Raw genomic sequence first — 20,507 nt, 5'->3', positions numbered from 1 at the left:
CCTGCCATGAACGGCCTCAACCTCCGCCAGATCCTGCTGATCCTGCGCCTGCGCTGGCCGCTGGTGCTGGCGCTCTTCGTGCTTGTGATGGCCGTCGCCTTCGTCGTCTCGCTGCGGATGCCGAAGAAGTTCACCGCCGAGACCTCGCTGCTGCTCGACGTCCGCGCCGACCCGCTGGTGGCCACGCTGATGCCCTCGATCGCCTCGCGCGAGTTCCTGGGCACGCAGGTCGAGATCATTCAGAGCGAGCGGCTGGCCGGCCGCGTCGCCAAGATGCTGGGCATGACCGAAGGCCCGGCCGCGGTGGAGCAGTGGCGTCAGGCCACGCAGGGTCGGGTGCCCATCGAGACGTATTACGGCTCCATCCTGCGCAACGGCTTGAGCGTCGTGCCGGCCCGCAACACCAACCTGATCGACATCGGCTTCACCGGTGGCGACCCGCGCTTCGTGGCCGCTGCCGCCAACGCCTTCGCCAAGGCGTACATCGAATTCAGCGTCGAGCTGCGCATCGAGCCCTCGCGGCAGTACGGCACCTTCTTCGACGAGCGCCTCAAGGTGCTGCGCACGCAGCTCGAAGAAGCACAGCGCAAGCTGTCGACCTTCCAGCGCGAGCGTGGCATCGTTGCCACGGATCGTGTCGAGCTCGAAAGCTCGCGCCTGGCCACCACGATGGCGCAGCTGGCCACCGCCCAGGCCGAGATGGCCGAAGCCAACAGCCGCCAGCGCAACACCGGCACCGAAACCTCGCTCGACGTGCAGCAGAGCACCGTGGTGCAGGGCTTGAAGTCGGAGCTGGCGCGTGCGGAAACCCGGCTCGGCGAGATCAGCGCCATCGTCGGCTCCAACCACCCGCAACGTGTGCAGCTCGAGGCCCAGATCGCCGGCCTGAAGCAGCAGATCGCGTCCGAGATGCGCCGCGTGTCGGGTGTCACAGCCACCGCCAACCGCGTCACCGGCCAGAAGATCGCCGAACTCTCCGCCTTGGCCGAGGCACAGAAACGCACGGTGCTCAGCATGCGGGCCCAGCTCGACGAGATGGCGCTGTTGCAACGCGACGTCGAAACCGCACAGCGTGCCCACGATGCCGTGGCCAACCGCCGCAGCCAGGTCTCGCTCGAGAGCCAGGCTGACCAGGCCAGCGCCCGCGTGCTGACACCGGCCGCCGAGCCGTTGGCGCCGTCGAGCCCGAAGATCGCGAAGAACATGGCCGCCGCGGCTGCGCTCGGCCTGGCGCTGGCGATCGCCGCCGCCCTCGGCTGGGAAATGCTCGACCGGCGCGTGCGCAGCCCGGCCGACCTCGACTTCGTCGAAGGCGTGCCGGTTCTCGGTGTGGTGTCGCCGTGGGCCGACGCCCACCGCCGCTGGCCACACCGCCCACGCGGGCCTCAGGGCCTGCCACCGGCGGACAAGAACTTCCCGCCACAACTCACCTTGGAAGAGGGCACCTGATGGCGACGATGTCCTCGGGCAAGGCGCGAGAGGCAGACCGATCAATTGGGGCGATTCTGGTGAGTTCAGGGCGTCTGGCGATCGAAGACGTCGAACGCATCATCAATTTCCAGAAGGAACGGGAGCTGCGCTTCGGCGATGCGGGCATGCAGCTCGGGCTGCTGACCGAAGCCGACATCTTCTACGCGCTGTCGCTGCAGTTCGACTACCCGTACCTGAGCGGCCCCGGCCACCCGGTGAGCGATGAAGTGGTGGTGGCCTACCGCCCCTTCAGCGCCGAAGGCGAACGCCTGCGCTCGCTGCGCAGCCAGCTCCAGCTGCGCTGGTTCCGCGAAGGCGCCTCGCGGGTGGCGCTGGCGGTGATCGGCACCCGCCCTGGCGAAGGGCGCAGCCTGCTGGCGGCCAATCTCGCGGTCACCTTCGCGCAGGCCAAGGAGCGCACGCTGCTGATCGACGGCGACCTGCGCAACCCGCGGCAGAACTCGCTCTTCCGCGTCGAGAACCAGACCGGCCTGTCCAACCTGCTCACGGGCCGCATGCACGAGCAGGTGATCAAGCTCGTGCCCGGCATCCCGGGTCTGGCGGTGCTGCCCTCCGGGCCGATTCCGCCCAACCCCGAAGAGCTGCTGGGCCGGGCGTCGTTCGCCCGCATCCTCGAGCAGAGCATGTCGGCCTTCGACGTGATCATCATCGACACCCCCGCCATCACCTGCGGCGCCGACGTGACGCTGCTGGCGCGGTTCGCGGGTGCCGCGCTCGTGGTCGCGCGCAACAACATGACCCGCACATCCGAACTTCGTGACCTCGTCGCGCACATGCAGGACGCCGGGGTCAAGGTCGTCGGTTCCGTGCTCGTGGACGCTCCCTTCACGAAGCCTTCCACCAAGCTCAAGAAGCAAGGTGAGGCCGGTGAGCGCTGAGCCCATTCGCGCAATGGGGGAGGTGCGCCCGCTGTCCCCGTGGTGGTTGCTGGTGGCCGGCCTGGCCGCCATGTATGCCCCCGTCTACTGGGCGGCCAGCCAGACGCTCTGGCAAAGCGAAGAGATGGGCCACGGCCCGATCATCCTGGCGCTCGTGCTCTGGCTCTTCTGGCGTGCGCGCGAGAACATCGCTTCGCAGTCCACCGCGCCCGTCCACGCGCTCGGCTGGCCACTCTTCGCATTCGGTGTCGTGCTCTACGCCTTCGGGCGCACCTTCTCGGTGGCGAGCATCGAGTTCCTCTCGCAGATCTTCGTGCTCGCCAGCGGCCTGGCCCTGCTGGGTGGCCGCGGGGCCTTGAAGGCGGCCTGGTTCCCGCTGCTGTACCTGCTGTTCCTGGTGCCGCTGCCGGCCAGCGTCATCGACGCGATTACCGGCTCGCTCAAGGGCTGGGTGTCGGTGCTGGTGGTCGACCTCCTCTACGCCCTGGGTTACCCCATCGCCCGCACCGGCGTGATGATCTCCATCGGCCCCTACCAGCTGCTGGTGGCCGATGCCTGCTCGGGCCTGAACTCGATGTTCAGCCTCACCGCCATCGGCGCGCTCTTCATCTATTTCAAGCACCGCGCACAGCGCTTGCATAACCTGATCATGATTGCCTCGATCCTTCCGATCGCCTTCATGGCCAACATCGTGCGCGTGACGATCCTCTCGCTCATCACCTATCACTTCGGTGACGAGGCCGGCGCCGGCTTCCTGCACAGCGCCGCGGGCTTCGTGCTGATGGCCGTGGCGGTCGGCTTGCTGTTCGGGCTCGACACCCTGCTGGCGGCGACCCTCGGCAAGCGAGCCCGCCCTGCCCCGGAGGCCTCGGCACCATGAGCGAGGCCATCACGGAAACCCACGATCGGTTCGGCCGGCGCGGCGTCGCCAAGGCCGCCCTCTGGACGCTCGCCGGCTACGCCATCTCGATCGTGCTCCGGCTGGGCAGCAACCTCGTGATGACGCGCCTGCTGGCGCCGGAGATGTTCGGCCTGATGGCCTTGTCGATGGCGATCATCCAGGGCCTCGCGATGGTCTCCGACCTCGGGCTGCAGCAGCTGGCGGTGAGTTCCAAGAACTTCGAGAACCGCGAGTTCCGGCAGACCCTCTGGACGGTGCAGGTCGCACGCGGCTGCATCATCTTCGTCTCCATGCTGCTCGTGGCCTGCGGGCTGCTGGCCCTGGGCGAGGTGCACAGCACGTCGGAGAGCGTCTACCTCGACCCGCTCTTCCCCTACGTGCTGATGGCGCTGGCGGTGGCGCCCCTGCTCACCTCACTCGAGCCGACCGGCATGCTGGGGCTGGCGCGCCAGATGAACGTGCGCGTGACGGTCAAGCTGGAGCTGTCGGTCCAGATCGTGACGCTGCTGTGCATGGTCACCGCGGCACGCATCACGCCGACGGTCTGGGCGCTGGTCATCGGCACCCTGTGCGGCAACGTCTTCCGCCTCATCGTGGCCTACGTCATGTTCCCGACGCGGCCGACCTTGCACATCGCCAAAGGGCCCTTCGCCGAGGTCTTCCGCTTCGGCAAATGGCTCACCATCGCCTCGGCGCTGGGCTTCACCGCGCTGAGCGGCGACCGCCTGCTGCTGGGCACGCTGGTGCCCGCCAACCTGCTCGGCCTCTACGCCATCGCCCACCTGCTGGTGATGGCGATCGAGCAGGGCCTGAACAAGGTCATCAACGCCGTCGCCTTCCCGGTGCTCAGCAACACCTTCCGCACCAAGCCGGAGGAGCTGCCCCGGGTGTACTACCGCCTGCTGGTGCCCATCGCGGCACTGGTGTGGTTCACCGCCTTCTTCCTGTTCGAGACCGCGCCGGTCGTCGTCGACCTGCTGTACGACCACCGCTACGCCAAGGCCGCCGACGTGTTCGCATGGCTGTCGCTGCTGTTGCTGTCGATCCCGGCGCGGCTGGCCTTGCAGGCGTTGATGACCACCGGCGACGTGAAGTCGACCGCCCTCGCCGCGGCGGTGCGCACGGTGGTGTCGCTCGGTTCCATCTGGCTGCTGTACCCCTTGATGGGCTTGTCGGGTGCCGCCATCGGCGCCGTGCTCGGCTCGCTAATCGTGTTTCCCATCGTCTACAAGCGACTGCTGGCGGGGGGCATCCTCAGCCTGAAGCTCGAGCTCTGCGCCCTGCCCGCCGGTTTCGTGGGCTACTTCCTGGGCTGGCTGGTGCTGCGCGCCTTCAACTGACGCATCGCGAACATACCGTTTTCAGAGTGAGGAGGACGACTTGAACTACACCAAACCCCGTTCGATCAAGTACCGGGTGAGCAGCACCGCCAAGAGGGTGCTCGCCGACCTGACCGCCCGCATCCTCAAGCAGACCGGCAAGTCGGACTACCGCCGCTGGCGCGAGGTCGACAACCTGAGCCCGCTGTGGGACGCACGCACGCAGAAGATCGCCGACATGATCCCGGCGCACAAGGCCGTGCTCGAATTCGGTGCCGGCCGTATGGTGCTCGCCAAGATGCTCAAGCAGCCCGCGCGCTACACGCCGAGCGACCTGGTGGACCGTGGCCCCGGCACCATCGTGTGCGACCTGAACGCGCGGCCCCTGCCCGACTTCCCGACGCACGACGTTGTCGTGTTCAGCGGCGTGCTCGAGTACGTCAACGACGTGCCCTCGTTCCTGCGGCACCTCGCCCCGCGCACGACCGAGATCATTGCTTCCTATGCCGTGCTTGAGAAGAACACCACCGGCCGCCGCGCCGGCGGGTGGGTCAACGACTACACCGCGGCCGAGTTCCTGCGCGTGTTTGAAGAAGCCGGGTTCAAGGCCGCGGAGTCCCTCGACTGGGAAAACCAGGTCATCCACCGCTTCGTCAAGCGCGCCACCTCCTGACACCCCGGGTTCACGTTCGTGCTCATGAAATCTGACCAGATCGCGGTCTGCGGATCGTTCGGCTTCGGCAACGCGGGCGACGAAGCCGTGCCGCTGGCCATCGAAGACATGCTGCAGGAGCTGGGGCTGAAGCACCGCCTGTCGGTTGTGTCGCGCTTTCGCTCCGGCACCCTCGACTCCATCGTCTACATGGGCCCGCAGGACACCCAGCGCCGCAAGGCGCTCGCAGGCCTGCCGATGCTGGTGTGCGGCGGTGGCGTGATCGAGCCGAACCCGGGTGCTGTGCTCTACCGCGCGCGGCCGCTGCTGCGCTCCGCGGCAAAGGGCCAGGCCGCGGTGCTCGGCTCGTCGGTCGAACCCGGTGTGCGCTACGGGTTGAGGGCGCGTCTGCGGCTGCTGCGCTCGCTGATGGGCCTGGGCACCGTCTACACGCGAGACAAGCTCTCGGAACGCTCGCTCAACAAGATCGCCCCCTGGGTCAAGACCGAAACCATCGGCGACCTCGTGCTGTGGATGAAGCCGCAGCACGACACGCCCCTGCTGTCGAAGCTCGCCCTGCCCTCGCGCTACATCTCGGTGGTGCTGGCCCCGCGCTGGAGCGAAGACGCCGGCTGGACGCAATGGATCACCAACGATCTGGCGGCACTCGCGCGCAAGCTCGATGCCGCGATCGTGTTCGTGCCGATGTCTTCGCTGCACGACGACGACCGCGTCGAGCACAAGCGCATCGCCGCCAAGCTCGCCGAGCACCACCCCGACGTGCAGGTCGTCGACGTGCAAGAGGCGCTCGAGCCACGCGAGGTGTGCTCGCTGCTCGCACGCTCCATCCTCACCACCTCGATGCGCCTGCACGGTTGCGTGATGGCCTATGCCCAGCGCGTGCCCATCGTGTGCATCGCCTATCACCCCAAGCTGCTCGGCTTCTCGGAAACGGTGGACTGCCTGAAGGCCACCCTGCCGCACGCGCCGCCCGACCAGCAGACCACCGGCTTCTACGGCTACGACTTCCCCGACCTTCGCCTGAAGCCCGGCGATCTGGTGGCGGTGGCCGAGGTGGCGATGCAATCGCCGCAGCACGCACGGCTCGACGAGCTCAAGACGAAATCGCTCAACGCCTTGAGGCAGTTCCTCACGCGCTGAGCGCGGCAGTGAAGAACGTGGTCCGTGGCTTGCTTGAGATGACCCGCACGCAAGAAAGGACCGCATGACCCACACCATTGCCATCGTCGGCGGAGGACTGAGCGGCACGCTCACCGCCGTGCACCTCATGCGCCGCGCCGTCGAAGCCGACCTCAAGATCGTGCTGATCAACCGCTCGGGCCTGCTGGCCCGCGGCGTGGCCTACGGCACGCGCAGCGCCGACCACGTGCTCAACGTGCCCGCCGCGCGCATGAGCGCGTTCGAAGACGACGAAGGCCACTTCCTGCGGTACGCGCAGTCGCAGGAGCCGGGCGTGCAAGGCGGCACCTTCGTGCGCCGCGAACTCTACGGCGACTACCTCGAGTGGACGCTGCAGCAGGCGCACGCACAACTGTCCGAGCCGGAGCGTTTCGAACACCGCTGCGAGCACGTCGAATCGCTCGAACTCACCGATCACGGCACCGTGCTGCACTTCGGCCAGGGCGCCTCGCTGGAGGCCGACCGCACCGTGCTCGCGCTCGGCCACTTCGCGCCCGCCGACCCGCGGCTCGACGACAACACCGTGCTGGCCAGCACCCGCTACGTGCGCGACCCCTGGCGTGCCGACGCGCTGGCCCGCATCGGGCATGACGAGCCCGTGCTGCTGCTGGGCACCGGCCTCACGATGGTCGACATCGCACTCGCCCTCGAAGCACGCGGCCACAAGGGCCCCATGATCGCCCTCTCGCGCCGCGGCCTGCTGCCGCAGCCGCACCGCACGGGCGGCGCACCGCCCATCGGCATCACCCTCCCCGACGAGCTGCTGGCCGGCCCGCCCGACCTCAAGCACTGGCTGCGGATGATCCGCACGCAGTGCGACACGCTCGCCGGTCAGGGCATCGACTGGCGGGAAACGCTCGCGTCATTGCGCAACGCCACGCCCGACCTGTGGCAGCGCCTCGATCAGCGCCAGCGCGCGCAGTTCCTGCGGCACGTGCAGGCCTACTGGGACGTGCACCGCCATCGCCTCGCGCCGCCGCTCAACGATCGCCTGCAGGCCCTGCTCAAGAGCGGCCGCTTGCAGGTGCGCGCCGGGCGGCTGCAGTCCTTGCAGAGCGGCGCGGCCGGTGGTCTCACGGCCATCTACCGCCCACGCGGCGCATACCTCGCGGCCTCGCTGCGGGTGGCCCACGTGATCAACTGCACCGGCCCGAGCACCGACCTGAAACGCGCGCGCGAGCCGCTGATGCAGTCCCTGCTGGCCTGCGGCCAGGCCACGCCCGACAGCCTCGGCCTGGGCCTTGCCACCGGCGACCACTACGCCTTGCTCGACGCCAAGGGCCGGCCGTCTCCGGTGCTGCGCTACCTCGGCCCGTTCCTTCGGGCGCAGTACTGGGAGTGCACCGCGGTGCCCGAGCTGCGCCGCCACGCCAAGGCCCTGGCCGAGGTGCTGTGCACCGAGTGCCTGGGCGCCGCGGTGCACTGACGCCCCCGCAGCGCCGCTGGCCTCAGGCGGCGCTCGCCACGAAGTGCGGGTTGTCGAAACCGGGCTTGCCGTAGCGCAGCGCCTCGCCGGCCAGCGTTTCCACCTTGCCACCCGCCGCGGCCAGGACGGCGTGGCCAGCCGCGATGTCCCACTCCATCGTGCGCCCCAGGCGCGGGTACAGGTCGGCCTCGCCGGCGGCGACCAGGCACAGCTTGAGCGACGAGCCGGCATTGGCCAGCGCGGCCACCTTGCGACCCGCCAGGAACTGGTCAAGCGCCGCCGCGTCGCCATGCGAACGGCTGGCCACGACGGTCAGGCCTTCGGCCGGCACCGCGCGGCATCGGATCTCGCGGCGGCCCTGGTCGTCTTCCACGTAGGCCCCGGCACCGGCGCGCCCGGCGAACAGGCGCTTGAGCGCAGGCGCCAGCACCACGCCCAGCGTCGGCTTGCCGTCTTCGATGAGCGCGATGTTGACGGTGAACTCACCGTTGCGGTTGATGAACTCCTTGGTGCCGTCGAGCGGGTCGACCAGCCAGAAGCGATTGCCCACCTGCGGGATCTTGCCAGCCGACACGGCCTCTTCCGCCACGATGGGAATGTCGGGCGTGAGCGCGGCGAGGGCGGCGGTGATGACCACCTCGGCACGTTCGTCGGCCTCGGTCACCGGCGAGGCATCGGCCTTCCCACGGGTGCTGAAGTCGGTGGCGTACACCGCGAGGATCACGTCACCGGCGTCGCGGGCGATCTTCACGATGGCGTCGAGCAGGGCGCCGGCCGACGGGGCCGCTGAATTGAGGGGGAGGGTCACAAATTTCCTTTGTAGTAGTAAGTTATTCGAATAAGGTGCACGAAGTCTTTCATGCATCCATCCCTGAATCTTTAAATTTTAAGCGTCGCAATGAATTCCGAGACCGTTGCCAACCTCCAGCAGTGGAACGCCCGTCGCAAACGGGCGGTGGAACTGCGGGTGGCCGGCAAGTCGTTGCCCGACATCCGCCGCGAGACCGGCCTCAGCGCGCCCACCGTGATCGCCGCGCACAAGGCCTATCTCGCGGGCGGCTGGGATGCCGTCCCCCTCGAAGGCCGTGGCCGCAAGCTCGGCGTGGGCCGGGTGCTGGATGCCGCGCAGGAGCATGCGACGCACGCGGCACTGCTACAAGCCCCTGAAACGGTAGGTACCGGCGGCGGCGTGTGGACTTTGTCAACTACCGCACAGTGGGTACAGCAGCAGTTCGGCGTGGCCATCGAGGAACGCACCCTCGCGCGCTACCTCGTGCGCTGGGGCCTCGCACTCGCGCCGTGGCGCAAGGTGGCGAGCACGAGCGAGACCGGCGTGCAGTGGTGGAACACGCGCCTGCCGGATCTCGTCAAGACAGCCCGCTCGCGTGGCGCACAGGTGGCGTGGTGTTGTGTGTCCGCCGCGCCCGGCAGCGAGGGCACCCTGCTTCGCGCCCAGACGCTCAAGGGCCGCATCGCCTGGCGGGTCGTACCCGACGCTGCCGACACCGCGCTCCTGTCGCGCTTTCTCGCGCAGCTCTCGGAAGCACTCGACGTGCCGCTGTGCATCGCATTGCACGCGCCAGCGCTGCCACAGGCAAGCTGGCCCGAGGGAGCATGGCCGTGCCCCATCGGGCCCGACCCGCAGGTGCCGAGTGCCGCGCCCACCGCGGGCCCTGTCGCCTTCTCGAACCCACAACCCGCGCCCGCCACCGTGCAGCCCCGCGCCCCCGTCAACGTGTCTGCGCCTCTTCCCGAGGCCTTTGCCGCCATGAACCAGAAGCTGACCCACCTGCAACGCCTCGAGGCCGAGAGCATCCACATCCTGCGCGAGGTGGTGGCCGAGTGCGAGAACCCGGTGATGCTGTACTCCATCGGCAAGGACAGCTCGGTGATGCTGCACCTCGCGCGCAAGGCCTTCTACCCCGCGCCGCCGCCCTTTCCGCTGCTGCACGTCGACACGACGTGGAAATTCCGCGAGATGTACGCGATGCGCGAGCGCATGGCGAAGGAGCTCGACATGAAGCTCATCGTGCACCAGAACCCCGAAGCCGTGGCGCTCGGCATCAACCCCTTCATGCACGGCTCTCAGATCCACACCGACCTGTGGAAAACGCAGGGCCTGAAGCAGGCGCTCGACCTGTACAAGTTCGACGCCGCCTTCGGTGGCGCACGGCGCGACGAAGAGAAATCGCGCGCCAAGGAGCGCATCTTCTCCTTCCGTTCGGCACAGCACCGCTGGGACCCGAAGAACCAGCGCCCCGAACTCTGGAACCTCTACAACGCGCGCATGCACAAGGGCGAATCGATGCGCGTGTTTCCGATCTCCAATTGGACCGAGCTCGACGTCTGGCAATACATCTACCTGGAGAACATCCCCATCGTGCCGCTCTACTTCTCCGCGGCGCGGCCGGTGGTGGAGCGCGACGGCACGCTGATCATGGTCGACGACGACCGCATGCCGCTCAAGCCCGGCGAGACGCCGCAGATGCGCCACGTGCGCTTCCGCACGCTGGGCTGCTACCCGCTCACCGGCGCGGTGGAGTCGAACGCGCAGACGCTGCCCGAGATCATCCAGGAGATGCTCCTCACCCGCACCTCGGAGCGGCAAGGCCGCATGATCGACCACGATGCGTCGGCGTCGATGGAAAAGAAAAAACAAGAAGGCTACTTCTAAGAGGATCACGACATGGCCCACGTTTCAGACCTCATCGCCACCGACATCGACCAGTACCTGCGCAAGCACGAGCACAAGAGCCTCTTGCGCTTCATCACCTGCGGCAGCGTCGACGACGGCAAGAGCACACTCATCGGCCGGCTGCTGTACGAGTCGAAGATGCTGTTCGACGACCAGCTCGCAGCCATCGAAGCCGACTCCAAAAAATGGGGCACGCAGGGCGGCGAGATCGACTTCGCGCTGCTCGTCGACGGCCTGGCGGCCGAGCGCGAGCAAGGCATCACCATCGACGTCGCCTACCGCTTCTTCTCGACCGACCGGCGCAAGTTCATCGTGGCCGACACCCCCGGCCACGAGCAATACACCCGCAACATGATCACCGGCGCGTCGACCGCCGACGTGGCGGTGATCCTGGTCGATGCGCGCCGCGGCTTGCTCACGCAGACGCGCCGCCACAGCTACCTCGTCTCGCTGATGGGCATTCGCAAGGTGGTGCTGGCCATCAACAAGATGGACCTCATCGACTACTCGGAGAAGACCTTCCGCAGCATCGTCGAGGAATACCGCAACTTCGCTTCGCAGTTCGGCCTGGAAGACATCACCGCGATCCCGATGTCGGCGCTGCGCGGCGACAACATCATCGAACACAGCGCCCGCATGCCCTGGTACCACGGCTCCACGCTGATGGGCTACCTGGAGACGGTGAGCGTCGGCCCGAATGGTGGTGACGGACAGCAACAGAGCAGCGCCTTCCGCCTGCCGGTGCAGTGGGTCAACCGGCCCCACCTCGACTTCCGCGGCTTCTGCGGCACCGTGGCCAGCGGGACGATCAAGCCCGGCGATCGTGTCCGCGTTCAACCCTCGGGGCGCGAGAGCCGCGTGGCCCGCATCGTCACCGCCGCGGGCGACCTGCCGATGGCCGTGGCCGGCCAGGCCATCACGCTCACCCTCACCGACGAGGTCGACGTCTCGCGCGGCGACATGATCTCCATCGCCACCAGCCCGGCCGAAGTGGCCGACCAGTTCGAGACCACACTCGTGTGGATGTCGGAGGAGGCCATGCTGCCCGGCCGCCCCTACCTGCTCAAGATCGGCACGCGCACGCTGAGCGCCACCATCACCGAGCCCAAGTACAAGATCAACGTCAACACGATGGAGCACCTGGCCGCCAAGAAGCTGGAGCTCAACGAGATCGGCGTGTGCAACATCGCGCTCGACCGCCCGATCGCCTTCGACCCCTACAAGGACAACCGCGACACCGGCGCCTTCATCCTCATCAACCGGATGACCAACAACACGGTCGGCGCCGGCATGCTGCACTTCGCGCTGCGCCGCGCGCACAACGTGCACCTCCAGCCGGTCGACCTGGACAAGGCCGCACGCGCGCGCAGCATGGGCCAGCGGCCGACGGTGCTCTGGTTCACCGGCCTTTCCGGCGCGGGCAAATCGACCATCGCCAACATCGTCGACAAGAAGCTGCACGCGTCGGGTCGGCACACCTACCTGCTCGATGGCGACAACCTGCGCCACGGCCTCAACAAGGACCTCGGCTTCACCGATGCCGACCGCGTGGAGAACATCCGCCGCGTGGCCGAGGTGGCGCACCTCTTCGTCGATGCGGGCGTGATCGTGCTTACCGCTTTCATTTCGCCCTTCCGCGCCGAACGGGCCATGGCGCGAGGCCTCTTCGAGCAGGGCGAGTTCATCGAGGTACACGTCGACACGCCACTCGACGTGGCCGAGGCTCGCGATGTGAAGGGCCTCTACCGCAAGGCGCGGCGCGGCGAGCTGCGCAACTTCACCGGGGTCGATTCGCCCTACGAGCCGCCCGAGTCACCGGAGATCCGCGTGAACACCGAGCATCAGACGGCCGAGCAGGCGGCCGACCAGGTGATCTCGAAACTGCGGGAGATGGGCCTGCTCGACTGAAGGCGCGAGGCTCGCGCGGCGAGCGATCCACGATTGGCGGCGCTGCGGCGCCGCCCGCTTCACTTGAGCGTCTTGGCCTTGATGGGGAACATCCTCAGGCGGGCAGCGCGTACCACGCTGCGCAGGCCGAGGTGACGGGCGACGACGTCTTGCATCCAGTTGCCGACGCCATAGGTGCGCAGGCCAACACGGTGGCGCTCCACGGTGTTCTGCACCTTGAGCGAGAGGAGCGTCCAGAGGCTCAAACGGGGCTGCGAGGGGTGCACCAGGTCGTAGCCACGCGCTGCCATCATCGGGCCGACGCGCGCTTCGATGAGTTTCACGTCGCGCGGGGCCATGCTGCGGCGCCACTGGTTGGCGAAGCGGGGAGACGGTGGCTCGTAGGTGGTGCCGCTCAGGTCCATCATCTGCGGCTCGAATTCGAGGCCGAGGAATTCGCAGATCTGCGTCAGCACCTTCTTCGGCTCCGACACCAGCTCTTCGTAACGAACCTCGATGTACTGCTCGGGCTTGAGGCGAGGCAGCAGGCGATCCCAGCTTTCCTCCGAGTTCATCCAGGGTTCGAGCCCGTGGTAGACGTTGCCGGAGAAAGACGCTGCGACGGCCGACTTGGCGCAATCGCGTGCGTCTCGCAGCAGATGGATGAAACGGGCCTGCGGGAAGATCTCGTGCGCACTGACGAAGTTGCGGTGGATCGACAGCGCGAGACACGGCACGCCCTGCGCGTAGCGGCTCACCAGTTCATGCAGCCGATCGGGCACCGGCGCGGCAGGGCCGAGCTTGTAAGGTGAGCACAGGAAGCCGCGATGGTCGCTGAAGAAGTCGTCGAGCTCCTCGGAACTCATCGCCTGGGCTTGCGCCAGACCACCATCGACGCCGAAGGCATCGAAGAGGAAGTCGAACTCCCCGGGATTCTTGAGCGACGAATGCCTGTCCAGCATCAAGGTCAGCAAGGTCGACCCGGAGCGAAGCGGCCCCGCCACGAAGACCAACGAGCAAGGCAGGCGATGAGGTGCCTGATCTTGCATCAATGGGTCTCGAGCTCCGCGGCTGAGAGGGCTGGGCAGAACGTTCATCGATCTGGTTGGCTGGATCATCGGCGCGTCAGATGCGCCACTGTCACCGCAAGCAAATACCAAAAACTCATTTGCTTCGACGGAAATTGTAAGACAAGGGGTCCTTGCAGACCCCCTCTATCCAAGCGTCCATCGCCCGGAATCCACACGTTTGCGACACCAGAAGCGGCACTGCGTCACACATCGGTCACGGCGCACCTCCGCTTGCCGGAGGCCCGCCGTACCGCACAGCTCGCTCCACGCTGCCACGACGGACTTGCCCTCCACTTCCTTCGAGTAGTGAGTCCGCAGGAACTCGGCGTAGGCGCTTGCCTGCTGCCGCAGACGCTGCGGGTCGCGCGCGAACTCGGCGAGCACGGCCTCCAGCGTCTGTGCAAAAGCGAGCACGTCGCCTTGCGCGATGGGGTAGCAGTATTGCGGCAGCATGAACTCGCGCGCCGCATAGCCTGTGTAGCCCACGACGATGCACCCGCTGGCGCCGGCCTCCAGTGGCGGCAGGCCGAAGCCTTCGTCGTGGCAGGTCGACAGGAAGATCGCCGACTCCCGCAGCGCCTGGGCCACGTCGGCTTCGCTCATGCCGTCGATGGGGCACAAGGCCCAGCCGTCCAGCGCACCGCGCCCGCGCAGCATCTGCAGCACCTGCACGATGCTGCCGGGCAGTTTGCGGGGCATGAAGGCGATCTGCTTCTTCTGCTCACCGGGCGAAGGGAAGAACCGGGTCCCGTCGACGCCATTCGGCGTCAGGAGCACGGGCAGATCGCGAAAAGCGAACTTGAGGTAGTCGCAGATGTGCTGCGAGACGCCTAATGCTCCAAGCACGTGGCCGCGGTAGACGAAGCCGTTCAGGTCATCCGAGTGAGAGAACCCGGTAAACGTGTAGTGCGCGTTCTGGTTGAACACCACGAGCTTCGACCCGAAGCCGCAGGGCTTCAGCGCTTTTCCGAAGTACTCGGGCAGGACGATGATGTCGCCCGCGCCGAGGCGCCGCTCCAGTGGAGACAGGCCGGGCCGTGAGATTTCGATCTCCGGGCCGACCGGCGCGGTGAGCCATGGAATCTGGTTCTTCCGCCGCGCGGAACGGCGCAGGTCCCAGAAGGGCCGGCGCACCCGGACCCTGGCCACCGCGGCCGACGAGTCGAACCATGAAGGCATCTTGGTTTCGAGCGCCAGCACGTAGGCATCGAACCCGGCCGCATTCAGCGCCTCGACGTGGCGGAATATCTGCTTGATGCCTCCGGTCGGCTTCGGTGACCAAGGGCAGACATAGAAGATGGTCAATTCGCGTCCAGTCGCTGAAATCGATGGGAATCCGTGTCGCAGTTCGCAGGGCGCTGCGCGCCGATGCCCGAGTATGCGCATGTTCTGCATGCGTGCAGCTGACCGGGCCGCTGGCCGGAGCGCGCCGCGAAGTGTGGACTTCACACGCAAGCCTTGTGCACCCCCCAACAACAGGGTTTTCCAGGCCTCAGGCCACGGCCATACTCCGCCCGGGCTGAAGCGCCGACCCTGGGTCGCCGCTGCGGCTCGGCAACTGCGGTCATGACGCAAGCCATGCATCCGCACGCAGCCGCTGCACACGCACACGGCCTGTGCCCGTCGCGCTGACAAACCAAGCCAACGCCCCTGCACATCGGCCATGAATTTCGCCTCCCTCGAGTTCACCTACTTCCTGCTCATCGGTTTCGGCCTCTACGCGCTGATCCGCAACCACGAAGTCCAGAACCTGCTGCTGCTGGCCGGCAGCTATTACTTCTACGCCTGCTGGGACCCGCGCTTCCTGATCCTGATCTGGGTGGTGACCGGGGCGAGCTTCATCACCGGCCGCGCCATCGGGCAGACGGAAGACCACGGCAAGCGCATCCGCTACATCGTGATCTACACGGTGTTCGCGCTGACCATCCTCGGCTACTTCAAGTACTTCAACTTCTTCATCGACTCGGCGCAGACGGCGCTGCAGGCACTCGGCTTCAAGGTCCATCGCACGGTCCTCGACATCGTGCTGCCCCCGGCGATCTCGTTCTACATCTTCGAGTCGCTGAGCTACGTGATCGAGATCCACCAGCGGCACATGCCAGCGACCACGAAGCTGCGGCACTACGCGCTCTTCATCGCCTACTTCCCCAAGCTCGTGGCGGGCCCGATCGAGCGCCCGGCCGTGCTCATCCCGCAGATCGAGAAGCCGCGCACCATCACCGAAGAGTTCATCACCCGTGGGTGCTTCCTGATCCTGCTCGGCCTCTTCAAGAAGGTGGTGGTCGCCGATGGCTTGTCACCCACCGTCGACTCGGTGTTCAACAGCGTCGAGACGCCGAACGCCGCGGCCATCGTGCTGGGCACCTATGCCTTCGCGCTGCAGATCTACTGCGACTTCTCCGGCTACACCGACATCGCGCGCGGCGTGTCCAAGCTTTTCGGCATCGAGCTCAGCCAGAACTTCCGCTTCCCGTATTTCTCGTCCAACCCGAGCGAGTTCTGGCGGCGCTGGCACATCTCTCTCTCGTCGTGGCTGCGCGACTACCTCTACATCCCGCTGGGCGGCAATCGCGTCAACGCGGTGCGCACCAAGGTCAACCTGATGATCACGATGCTGCTTGGCGGCCTCTGGCACGGGGCCGCCTGGAACTACATCCTCTGGGGCGGCTACCAGGGCGCCCTGCTCATCGTGAACGACCTCATCAAGACGCCGCTGCTCACGGGATGGAAAGCGCTGGTCGCGCGCGTACTCGCCACGGTCGTCTTCTTCCAGTTCGTCTGCTACGGCTGGCTGCTGTTTCGCGCCAAGTCCTTCGAGCAGATCAAGGCCTTCACGGTGGAGCTGGTGACGCTCTCGCAGCCGCTGGCGGCCACGGTCGCGCGGCCGCCGCTGGCCGCGCTGCTGGGCGTGGCGCTGCTGTGCTTCTACGACCTCGCCGCCTACCGAAGCGGGCGCGCCACCTTCTACCGCGCGATGCCGGTGCCCGTGCGGGCGGCCTTCTACGCGGCGCTCGTGTTCCTCACGCTCATGGGCATGGCCAATGCCCGCAGCGCGTTCATCTACTTCCAGTTCTGACCATGGGCCTTCTGAAGACCATTCTGCTGGGGCGCAGTGCCAGGATCGTGCTGTGGGTCGTCGTGTGGCTGGTGCTGGCAGACGTCGCCGTCAACCTCGCCTTCGGCTCGCGTGCCGCCAAGGACACCACGCTCGGCCGCTACTTCGAATATGGCCGCTCGGTGGAAGGCAAGCTGGCGCAGGCCCTGACCGAGGAGCGGAAGAAGGGCTCGCTCCTGAGCGCCGGCTGGATCGACCCCGAGCTCCTGAAATCGGTCTCGTCCGAGCGCAAGGAAGGCACCGACCTGACGGTGGCGGTGTATGGCCAGTCGTTCTCGATGCAGGCGGCCAACGCCGCCGTGGCGCTCGACGGCAAGATCACCTTGCGCGGCTTCGGCGGCCCGGGCGCCCCGCCCAATCATTCGTATGCAGGCTACAAGGCCGACACGCCGTTCCGCAAGGCCGACGTGGTGGTGTTCGGCGTGCTCTCGTCGAGCGTGCCCGACATGGGTTCGATGTCAGGCTTGCTCTGGCAATTCGAGAGCCCCGCTCCGTTCACCTTCCCGCGCTACCACCTGGTGGGCGATCGGTTGACCGAGGACGAGCCCCTGATCCGCAGCGAAGCGCAGTTCCGCCAGGCCTTTGGAAAGCCGGAGTGGAGCCGGTTCAAGGCGCAGTTGGCGGCCAGTGATCGCGGCTACGACTGGTTCGTCTTCGACAAGTCGCCGCTCGACCGCTCGGCGATCGTGCGCCTCGTGCGCCGCGGCTGGGTCGCCCACCATGAAGCCTATGACGAAGGGGTGTACGACTCGCACGCAGGCTTCAACCCGAAGGCGGAAGAGGTGCAGGTGCTGAAGGCAATGCTGGCCGACCTGTCGCGCCGCACACAAGAACGCGGCGAGCGCCTGGTCGTGCTGCTGCTGCACACGCGTGGCCAGTCCGACCACCTTTACCGGGCAATCGGACCGGCGCTCGATGCGGCGAAGATCGACTACATCAGCACCCACACGCTGTTCTCCGCCAACGACCCGACCAACTTCCTCCCTGACGGACACTACGTGCCGGCCTCGAACCAGAAGCTGGCCAAGGCCCTGCTGCAGAAGATCCGCAGCCGCACTGCCCCCTGATCGCCAGCCCCTACGCGCCTCACATCACCATGCCGACATCCGCGCCCCAAATGCTCTACATCGCACCCGGCGACCCGTGGGACCGCTGGACCAACTCCGGCACCACGATCGCGCTGATCGACGGGCTGAAGCAACACGGCCGGCTGTACGGCGCGCTGAGCCGCTTCGACACCGACCTCAAGGAACTGCATGGCCGCAGTGCCACGCGGCATTTCATTCGCCGCCTGCAACGCAAGATGGGCCGCCCGCATCAGCCAACCGACGACTCGCTCGCCACCGACGAGCGAAGCCCGCTGCTCGCGCCGCTGCTGCGCAAGCTGCCCGAGGGCAGCTGGGTGATGTACCACTACGCCATTCCGAAGATCGACCGTTCGCTGCCGATCAAGCGCGTGCTGTTCCAGGACATGACGGTCGACGACGCGGTGCGTGCCGGCGGCTTCGGCTGGGGCTCGCGCAGCCAGGAGCAGATCGACGCCAGCCGTGCCGAGATCATCCAGGCCAACCGCGATGCCGACGCCATCGTGTCGTTCGGCAGCTTCGTGGCCGACACCATGCACGCGCAGTACGGCATCCCGAAGAGCAAGGTCTTCGCGCTGGGGGGCGGCCCCATCCGCCGCTGGGATCGCCCGGTGCCGGCAGACCTCGAGCGCTACAAGAAGCGCCAGATCCTGTTTTGCGGGCGGGCCTGGGAACGCAAGGGTGGGCCGGTGTTGATCGAGGCGTTCCGCAAGGTCCGCCGCGAGCTGCCCGATGCCACGTTGACGGTGGTGAGCGCTGGAGCACCGCCCCTCAACGAACCCGGTGTCGAGCAGTTCGGACACGCCAGCGACGAGAAGCTGCACGAGCTGTACGCCACGGCCTCTCTCTTCTGCATGCCCAGCATCTGCGAGTCATGGGGGCTGGTGTACGTCGAAGCGGCTGCCCACGGCCTGCCCACGGCCAACTGGAGCAACTGGGCCTTGCCCGACATCGTCGACCACAACGTGACGGGCGTGCTGAGCGATCGGCACGACGTCGACGGCCTGGCCGAAGCCATCGTCGAAGCGCTGCGTGACCCGAAGCACCTGATGGACATGGGCCAGAACGCCGTCAAACGCGTGCGCGACGTCCTCGACTGGCCCCACTGCGTCGACCGCCTGCTGGCGGCCACGATGCCCGACGCGCTGCAAGGGCGCGAAGCGGTCTGGATGCGGCCTCGCTGAAACCTGCGCACGAACGAAAACGGCCGGATCGCTCCGGCCGTTTTTCACTTTCCGAGAATTGATCAGCGGGCGCAAACCCCGGTGGTCGCCGCCGTGCCGGTCACCGCCACGTTGTTGCTCACCGTGGAACCCGGTGAGTTGACGCTGGCGATGTAGCCGCCGGCCGTGCTGAGCACGCGGCACACGGTGTTGTTGCGCACGACCGCGTTCGAATCGTTCACGTCGCCATTCGAGTAGCTGCCGCCGCCGATCATGAAGCTGTTCAGCGAGGCCACGCGGGTGTTGATCGAGACGTTGTCTTCGACCACGATGCCCGGCGCCGACTGAGCCGTGATGCCATTGCCACCGTTCACGAGCGTGTTGTTGCGCACGATCACGTTGCGGAACCACTCGGGCGTTGCGTAGCCCTGGGTGATGGACATGAGCCAGCAGCTGGGCGCCGAATCATCCTGCTCGATGGTGTTGCCTTCAATCAGCAGGCCGTCGATCTGGCCGTGGAAGGTCATGTTGCCGCCGAGGCAGACGCCGCCGACCGTCGAGTTGCGGATGTAGCGGTTGTTGCGCACCGTGATGTTGTTGCCGCCACCGATGTAGGTGCCGTGGTCGAAGGTGCTGCCGCTGAAGTTGTTGGCCTCGAAGGTGTTGCCTTCGATCAGGATGTTGCTGTAGTGGCCGAGCATGCCCATCGCGCGGTTGCGATGAACGTTGTTGTTGCGCAGCGTGATGCCGGTGACCGTGTGGTTGTCAGTGTCGTTCGAATTGATGCCGATGCGGAAGCCGGTGATCTCGGTGTTTTCGATCGTCACGTCGCGCACGGTCTGGATGAACCAGAAGCCCCATTCGGCGGTGCCCATGCCGTCGAGCTTGAGGTTGCGGATCACGTAGCCGCCGTCATTGCTGGTGTTGCCCCAACCACCACCGAGGTTGAACATGTTGTTCGCAGCGATGCGCATCAAAGGCGCAGCACCCGTGCCGTAGGCGTCGAAGGTCAGCGGGGAAGCTGCCGTGGTGTTGGGGTTCTCCAGCATCACGGAGAAATTCGCCCAGGCCCCGCCGCGGTTGAACAGAAGGCGGGTACCGGCCGGCAGCGCGTTGACGTTCATGCCCGACAGGTTCTGCTTCGGAGCAGCCTGGGTGCCGGGGTTGCTGTTGCTGCCCGGGACGCAGCCTGCGGCAGCGCCGGCCTGGCAGTCGGAGAAATAGTAGGTCGGCGCTGCGCCAGGGGCCGGAGCCGGAGCCGGAGCGGGGCTCGGGGCCGGTGCAGGACTCGGGGCGGGTGCCGGGCTTGGTGCGGGCGCAGGACTCGGAGCCGGGCTCGGCGCAGGGGATGGACTCGGCGCAGGCGCAGGCGCCGGTGCTGGGCTGGGAGCAGGCGCCGGGGCTGGCGCAGGCGGCGTCGGCGACGTCACCGGGGGAATCGGGGTCCCACTCGTCTCGTTGACATCACCACCGGCACCACAGCCAGCCAGCGAGGCCAGAGCAGCAACCGAGAACCAGAGCGTGGTCGTCTTGAGCGCCGTTTTGCGTGCAGTCATATTCTGTGTTTCTCGCAGCCGTCTCGATGTCGGACGACGTTGCAGATTGCATGCCGGCGGTTTCAGCCT

16 protein-coding genes are annotated in these 20,507 nt (G+C 66.9%); 12 read left to right on the top strand and 4 right to left on the bottom strand.

What is annotated here, in order from left to right:
* The first annotated feature begins 6 nt into the window (after positions 1 to 6).
* From epsF to KF892_21715, 7 genes are all read left to right on the top strand, one after another.
* Positions 7 to 1,449, top strand: a complete 1,443-nt coding sequence (gene epsF / locus KF892_21745) for a chain length determinant protein EpsF (GenBank protein MBX3627648.1) — start codon at positions 7 to 9, stop codon at positions 1,447 to 1,449.
* Positions 1,449 to 2,369: a chain length determinant protein tyrosine kinase EpsG gene (epsG, locus tag KF892_21740; protein MBX3627647.1), complete on the top strand. Its 921-nt coding sequence runs from the start codon at positions 1,449 to 1,451 to the stop codon at positions 2,367 to 2,369. Before epsF ends, epsG begins: the two co-directional genes overlap by 1 nt.
* A 22-nt stretch (positions 2,370 to 2,391) precedes the next feature.
* Positions 2,392 to 3,249 (top strand): exosortase B, encoded by an 858-nt coding sequence (gene xrtB / locus KF892_21735; GenBank protein MBX3627646.1) that lies wholly within the window; start codon positions 2,392 to 2,394, stop codon positions 3,247 to 3,249.
* Entirely contained in the window at positions 3,246 to 4,610 is a 1,365-nt protein-coding gene (locus tag KF892_21730) for an oligosaccharide flippase family protein (protein MBX3627645.1), read from the top strand. Before xrtB ends, KF892_21730 begins: the two co-directional genes overlap by 4 nt.
* A gap of 40 nt (positions 4,611 to 4,650) precedes the next feature.
* On the top strand, positions 4,651 to 5,262 hold the full coding sequence (locus KF892_21725) for a hypothetical protein (GenBank protein ID MBX3627644.1): 612 nt from the start codon (positions 4,651 to 4,653) through the stop codon (positions 5,260 to 5,262).
* 24 nt (positions 5,263 to 5,286) lie between these two features.
* Positions 5,287 to 6,402 carry a polysaccharide pyruvyl transferase family protein gene (locus tag KF892_21720; protein ID MBX3627643.1) on the top strand — a complete coding sequence of 372 codons (1,116 nt, stop codon included), beginning with the start codon at positions 5,287 to 5,289 and terminating at the stop codon, positions 6,400 to 6,402.
* A gap of 64 nt (positions 6,403 to 6,466) precedes the next feature.
* A complete protein-coding gene (locus tag KF892_21715) occupies positions 6,467 to 7,867 on the top strand; it encodes an FAD/NAD(P)-binding protein (GenBank protein ID MBX3627642.1) in 1,401 nt (466 codons plus the stop codon).
* A 22-nt stretch (positions 7,868 to 7,889) separates the two neighbouring features.
* Here the strand turns inward: KF892_21715 and cysQ are convergent, their stop codons facing one another.
* Entirely contained in the window at positions 7,890 to 8,618 is a 729-nt protein-coding gene (cysQ, locus tag KF892_21710) for a 3'(2'),5'-bisphosphate nucleotidase CysQ (protein MBX3627641.1), read from the bottom strand.
* A gap of 147 nt (positions 8,619 to 8,765) precedes the next feature.
* Between cysQ and cysD the strand changes: the two genes are divergently transcribed.
* Both cysD and cysN read left to right on the top strand, forming a co-directional pair.
* Positions 8,766 to 10,541: a sulfate adenylyltransferase subunit CysD gene (cysD, locus tag KF892_21705; protein ID MBX3627640.1), complete on the top strand. Its 1,776-nt coding sequence runs from the start codon at positions 8,766 to 8,768 to the stop codon at positions 10,539 to 10,541.
* Between the two features lie 12 nt (positions 10,542 to 10,553).
* Complete coding sequence (cysN, locus tag KF892_21700) at positions 10,554 to 12,470, top strand: sulfate adenylyltransferase subunit CysN (GenBank protein ID MBX3627639.1); 1,917 nt, start codon at positions 10,554 to 10,556, stop codon at positions 12,468 to 12,470.
* 59 nt (positions 12,471 to 12,529) lie between these two features.
* On the opposite strand, the gene KF892_21695 is transcribed toward cysN, so the two are convergent.
* Positions 12,530 to 13,423, bottom strand: coding sequence for a sulfotransferase (locus KF892_21695; protein ID MBX3627638.1), 894 nt, complete (start codon positions 13,421 to 13,423; stop codon positions 12,530 to 12,532).
* Between the two features lie 240 nt (positions 13,424 to 13,663).
* Positions 13,664 to 14,824, bottom strand: a complete 1,161-nt coding sequence (locus KF892_21690; GenBank protein ID MBX3627637.1) for a glycosyltransferase — start codon at positions 14,822 to 14,824, stop codon at positions 13,664 to 13,666.
* A 358-nt stretch (positions 14,825 to 15,182) separates the two neighbouring features.
* Here KF892_21690 and KF892_21685 point away from each other — a divergent pair, with 358 nt between their 5' ends.
* From KF892_21685 to KF892_21675, 3 genes are read left to right on the top strand one after another with little or no spacing between them, the layout of a single operon-like run.
* A complete protein-coding gene (locus tag KF892_21685) occupies positions 15,183 to 16,595 on the top strand; it encodes an MBOAT family protein (protein ID MBX3627636.1) in 1,413 nt (470 codons plus the stop codon).
* A gap of 2 nt (positions 16,596 to 16,597) precedes the next feature.
* Positions 16,598 to 17,701, top strand: coding sequence for a hypothetical protein (locus tag KF892_21680; protein ID MBX3627635.1), 1,104 nt, complete (start codon positions 16,598 to 16,600; stop codon positions 17,699 to 17,701).
* Positions 17,702 to 17,751: 50 nt separating this feature from the next.
* The gene (locus tag KF892_21675; GenBank protein ID MBX3627634.1) at positions 17,752 to 18,903 is read left to right on the top strand and encodes a glycosyltransferase family 4 protein; all 1,152 of its coding nucleotides are present in this window, start codon (positions 17,752 to 17,754) and stop codon (positions 18,901 to 18,903) included.
* A 62-nt stretch (positions 18,904 to 18,965) separates the two neighbouring features.
* On the opposite strand, the gene KF892_21670 is transcribed toward KF892_21675, so the two are convergent.
* Positions 18,966 to 20,006, bottom strand: a complete 1,041-nt coding sequence (locus KF892_21670) for a right-handed parallel beta-helix repeat-containing protein (GenBank protein ID MBX3627633.1) — start codon at positions 20,004 to 20,006, stop codon at positions 18,966 to 18,968.
* Between the last annotated feature and the right edge of the window lie 501 nt (positions 20,007 to 20,507).

Source organism: Rhizobacter sp., assembly GCA_019635355.1.
In the GTDB taxonomy this organism is placed as follows: domain Bacteria; phylum Pseudomonadota; class Gammaproteobacteria; order Burkholderiales; family Burkholderiaceae_C; genus Rhizobacter.
The sequence above is the reverse complement of the archived record's forward strand: the minus strand, read 5'-3'. Positions and strand labels throughout refer to the sequence as shown.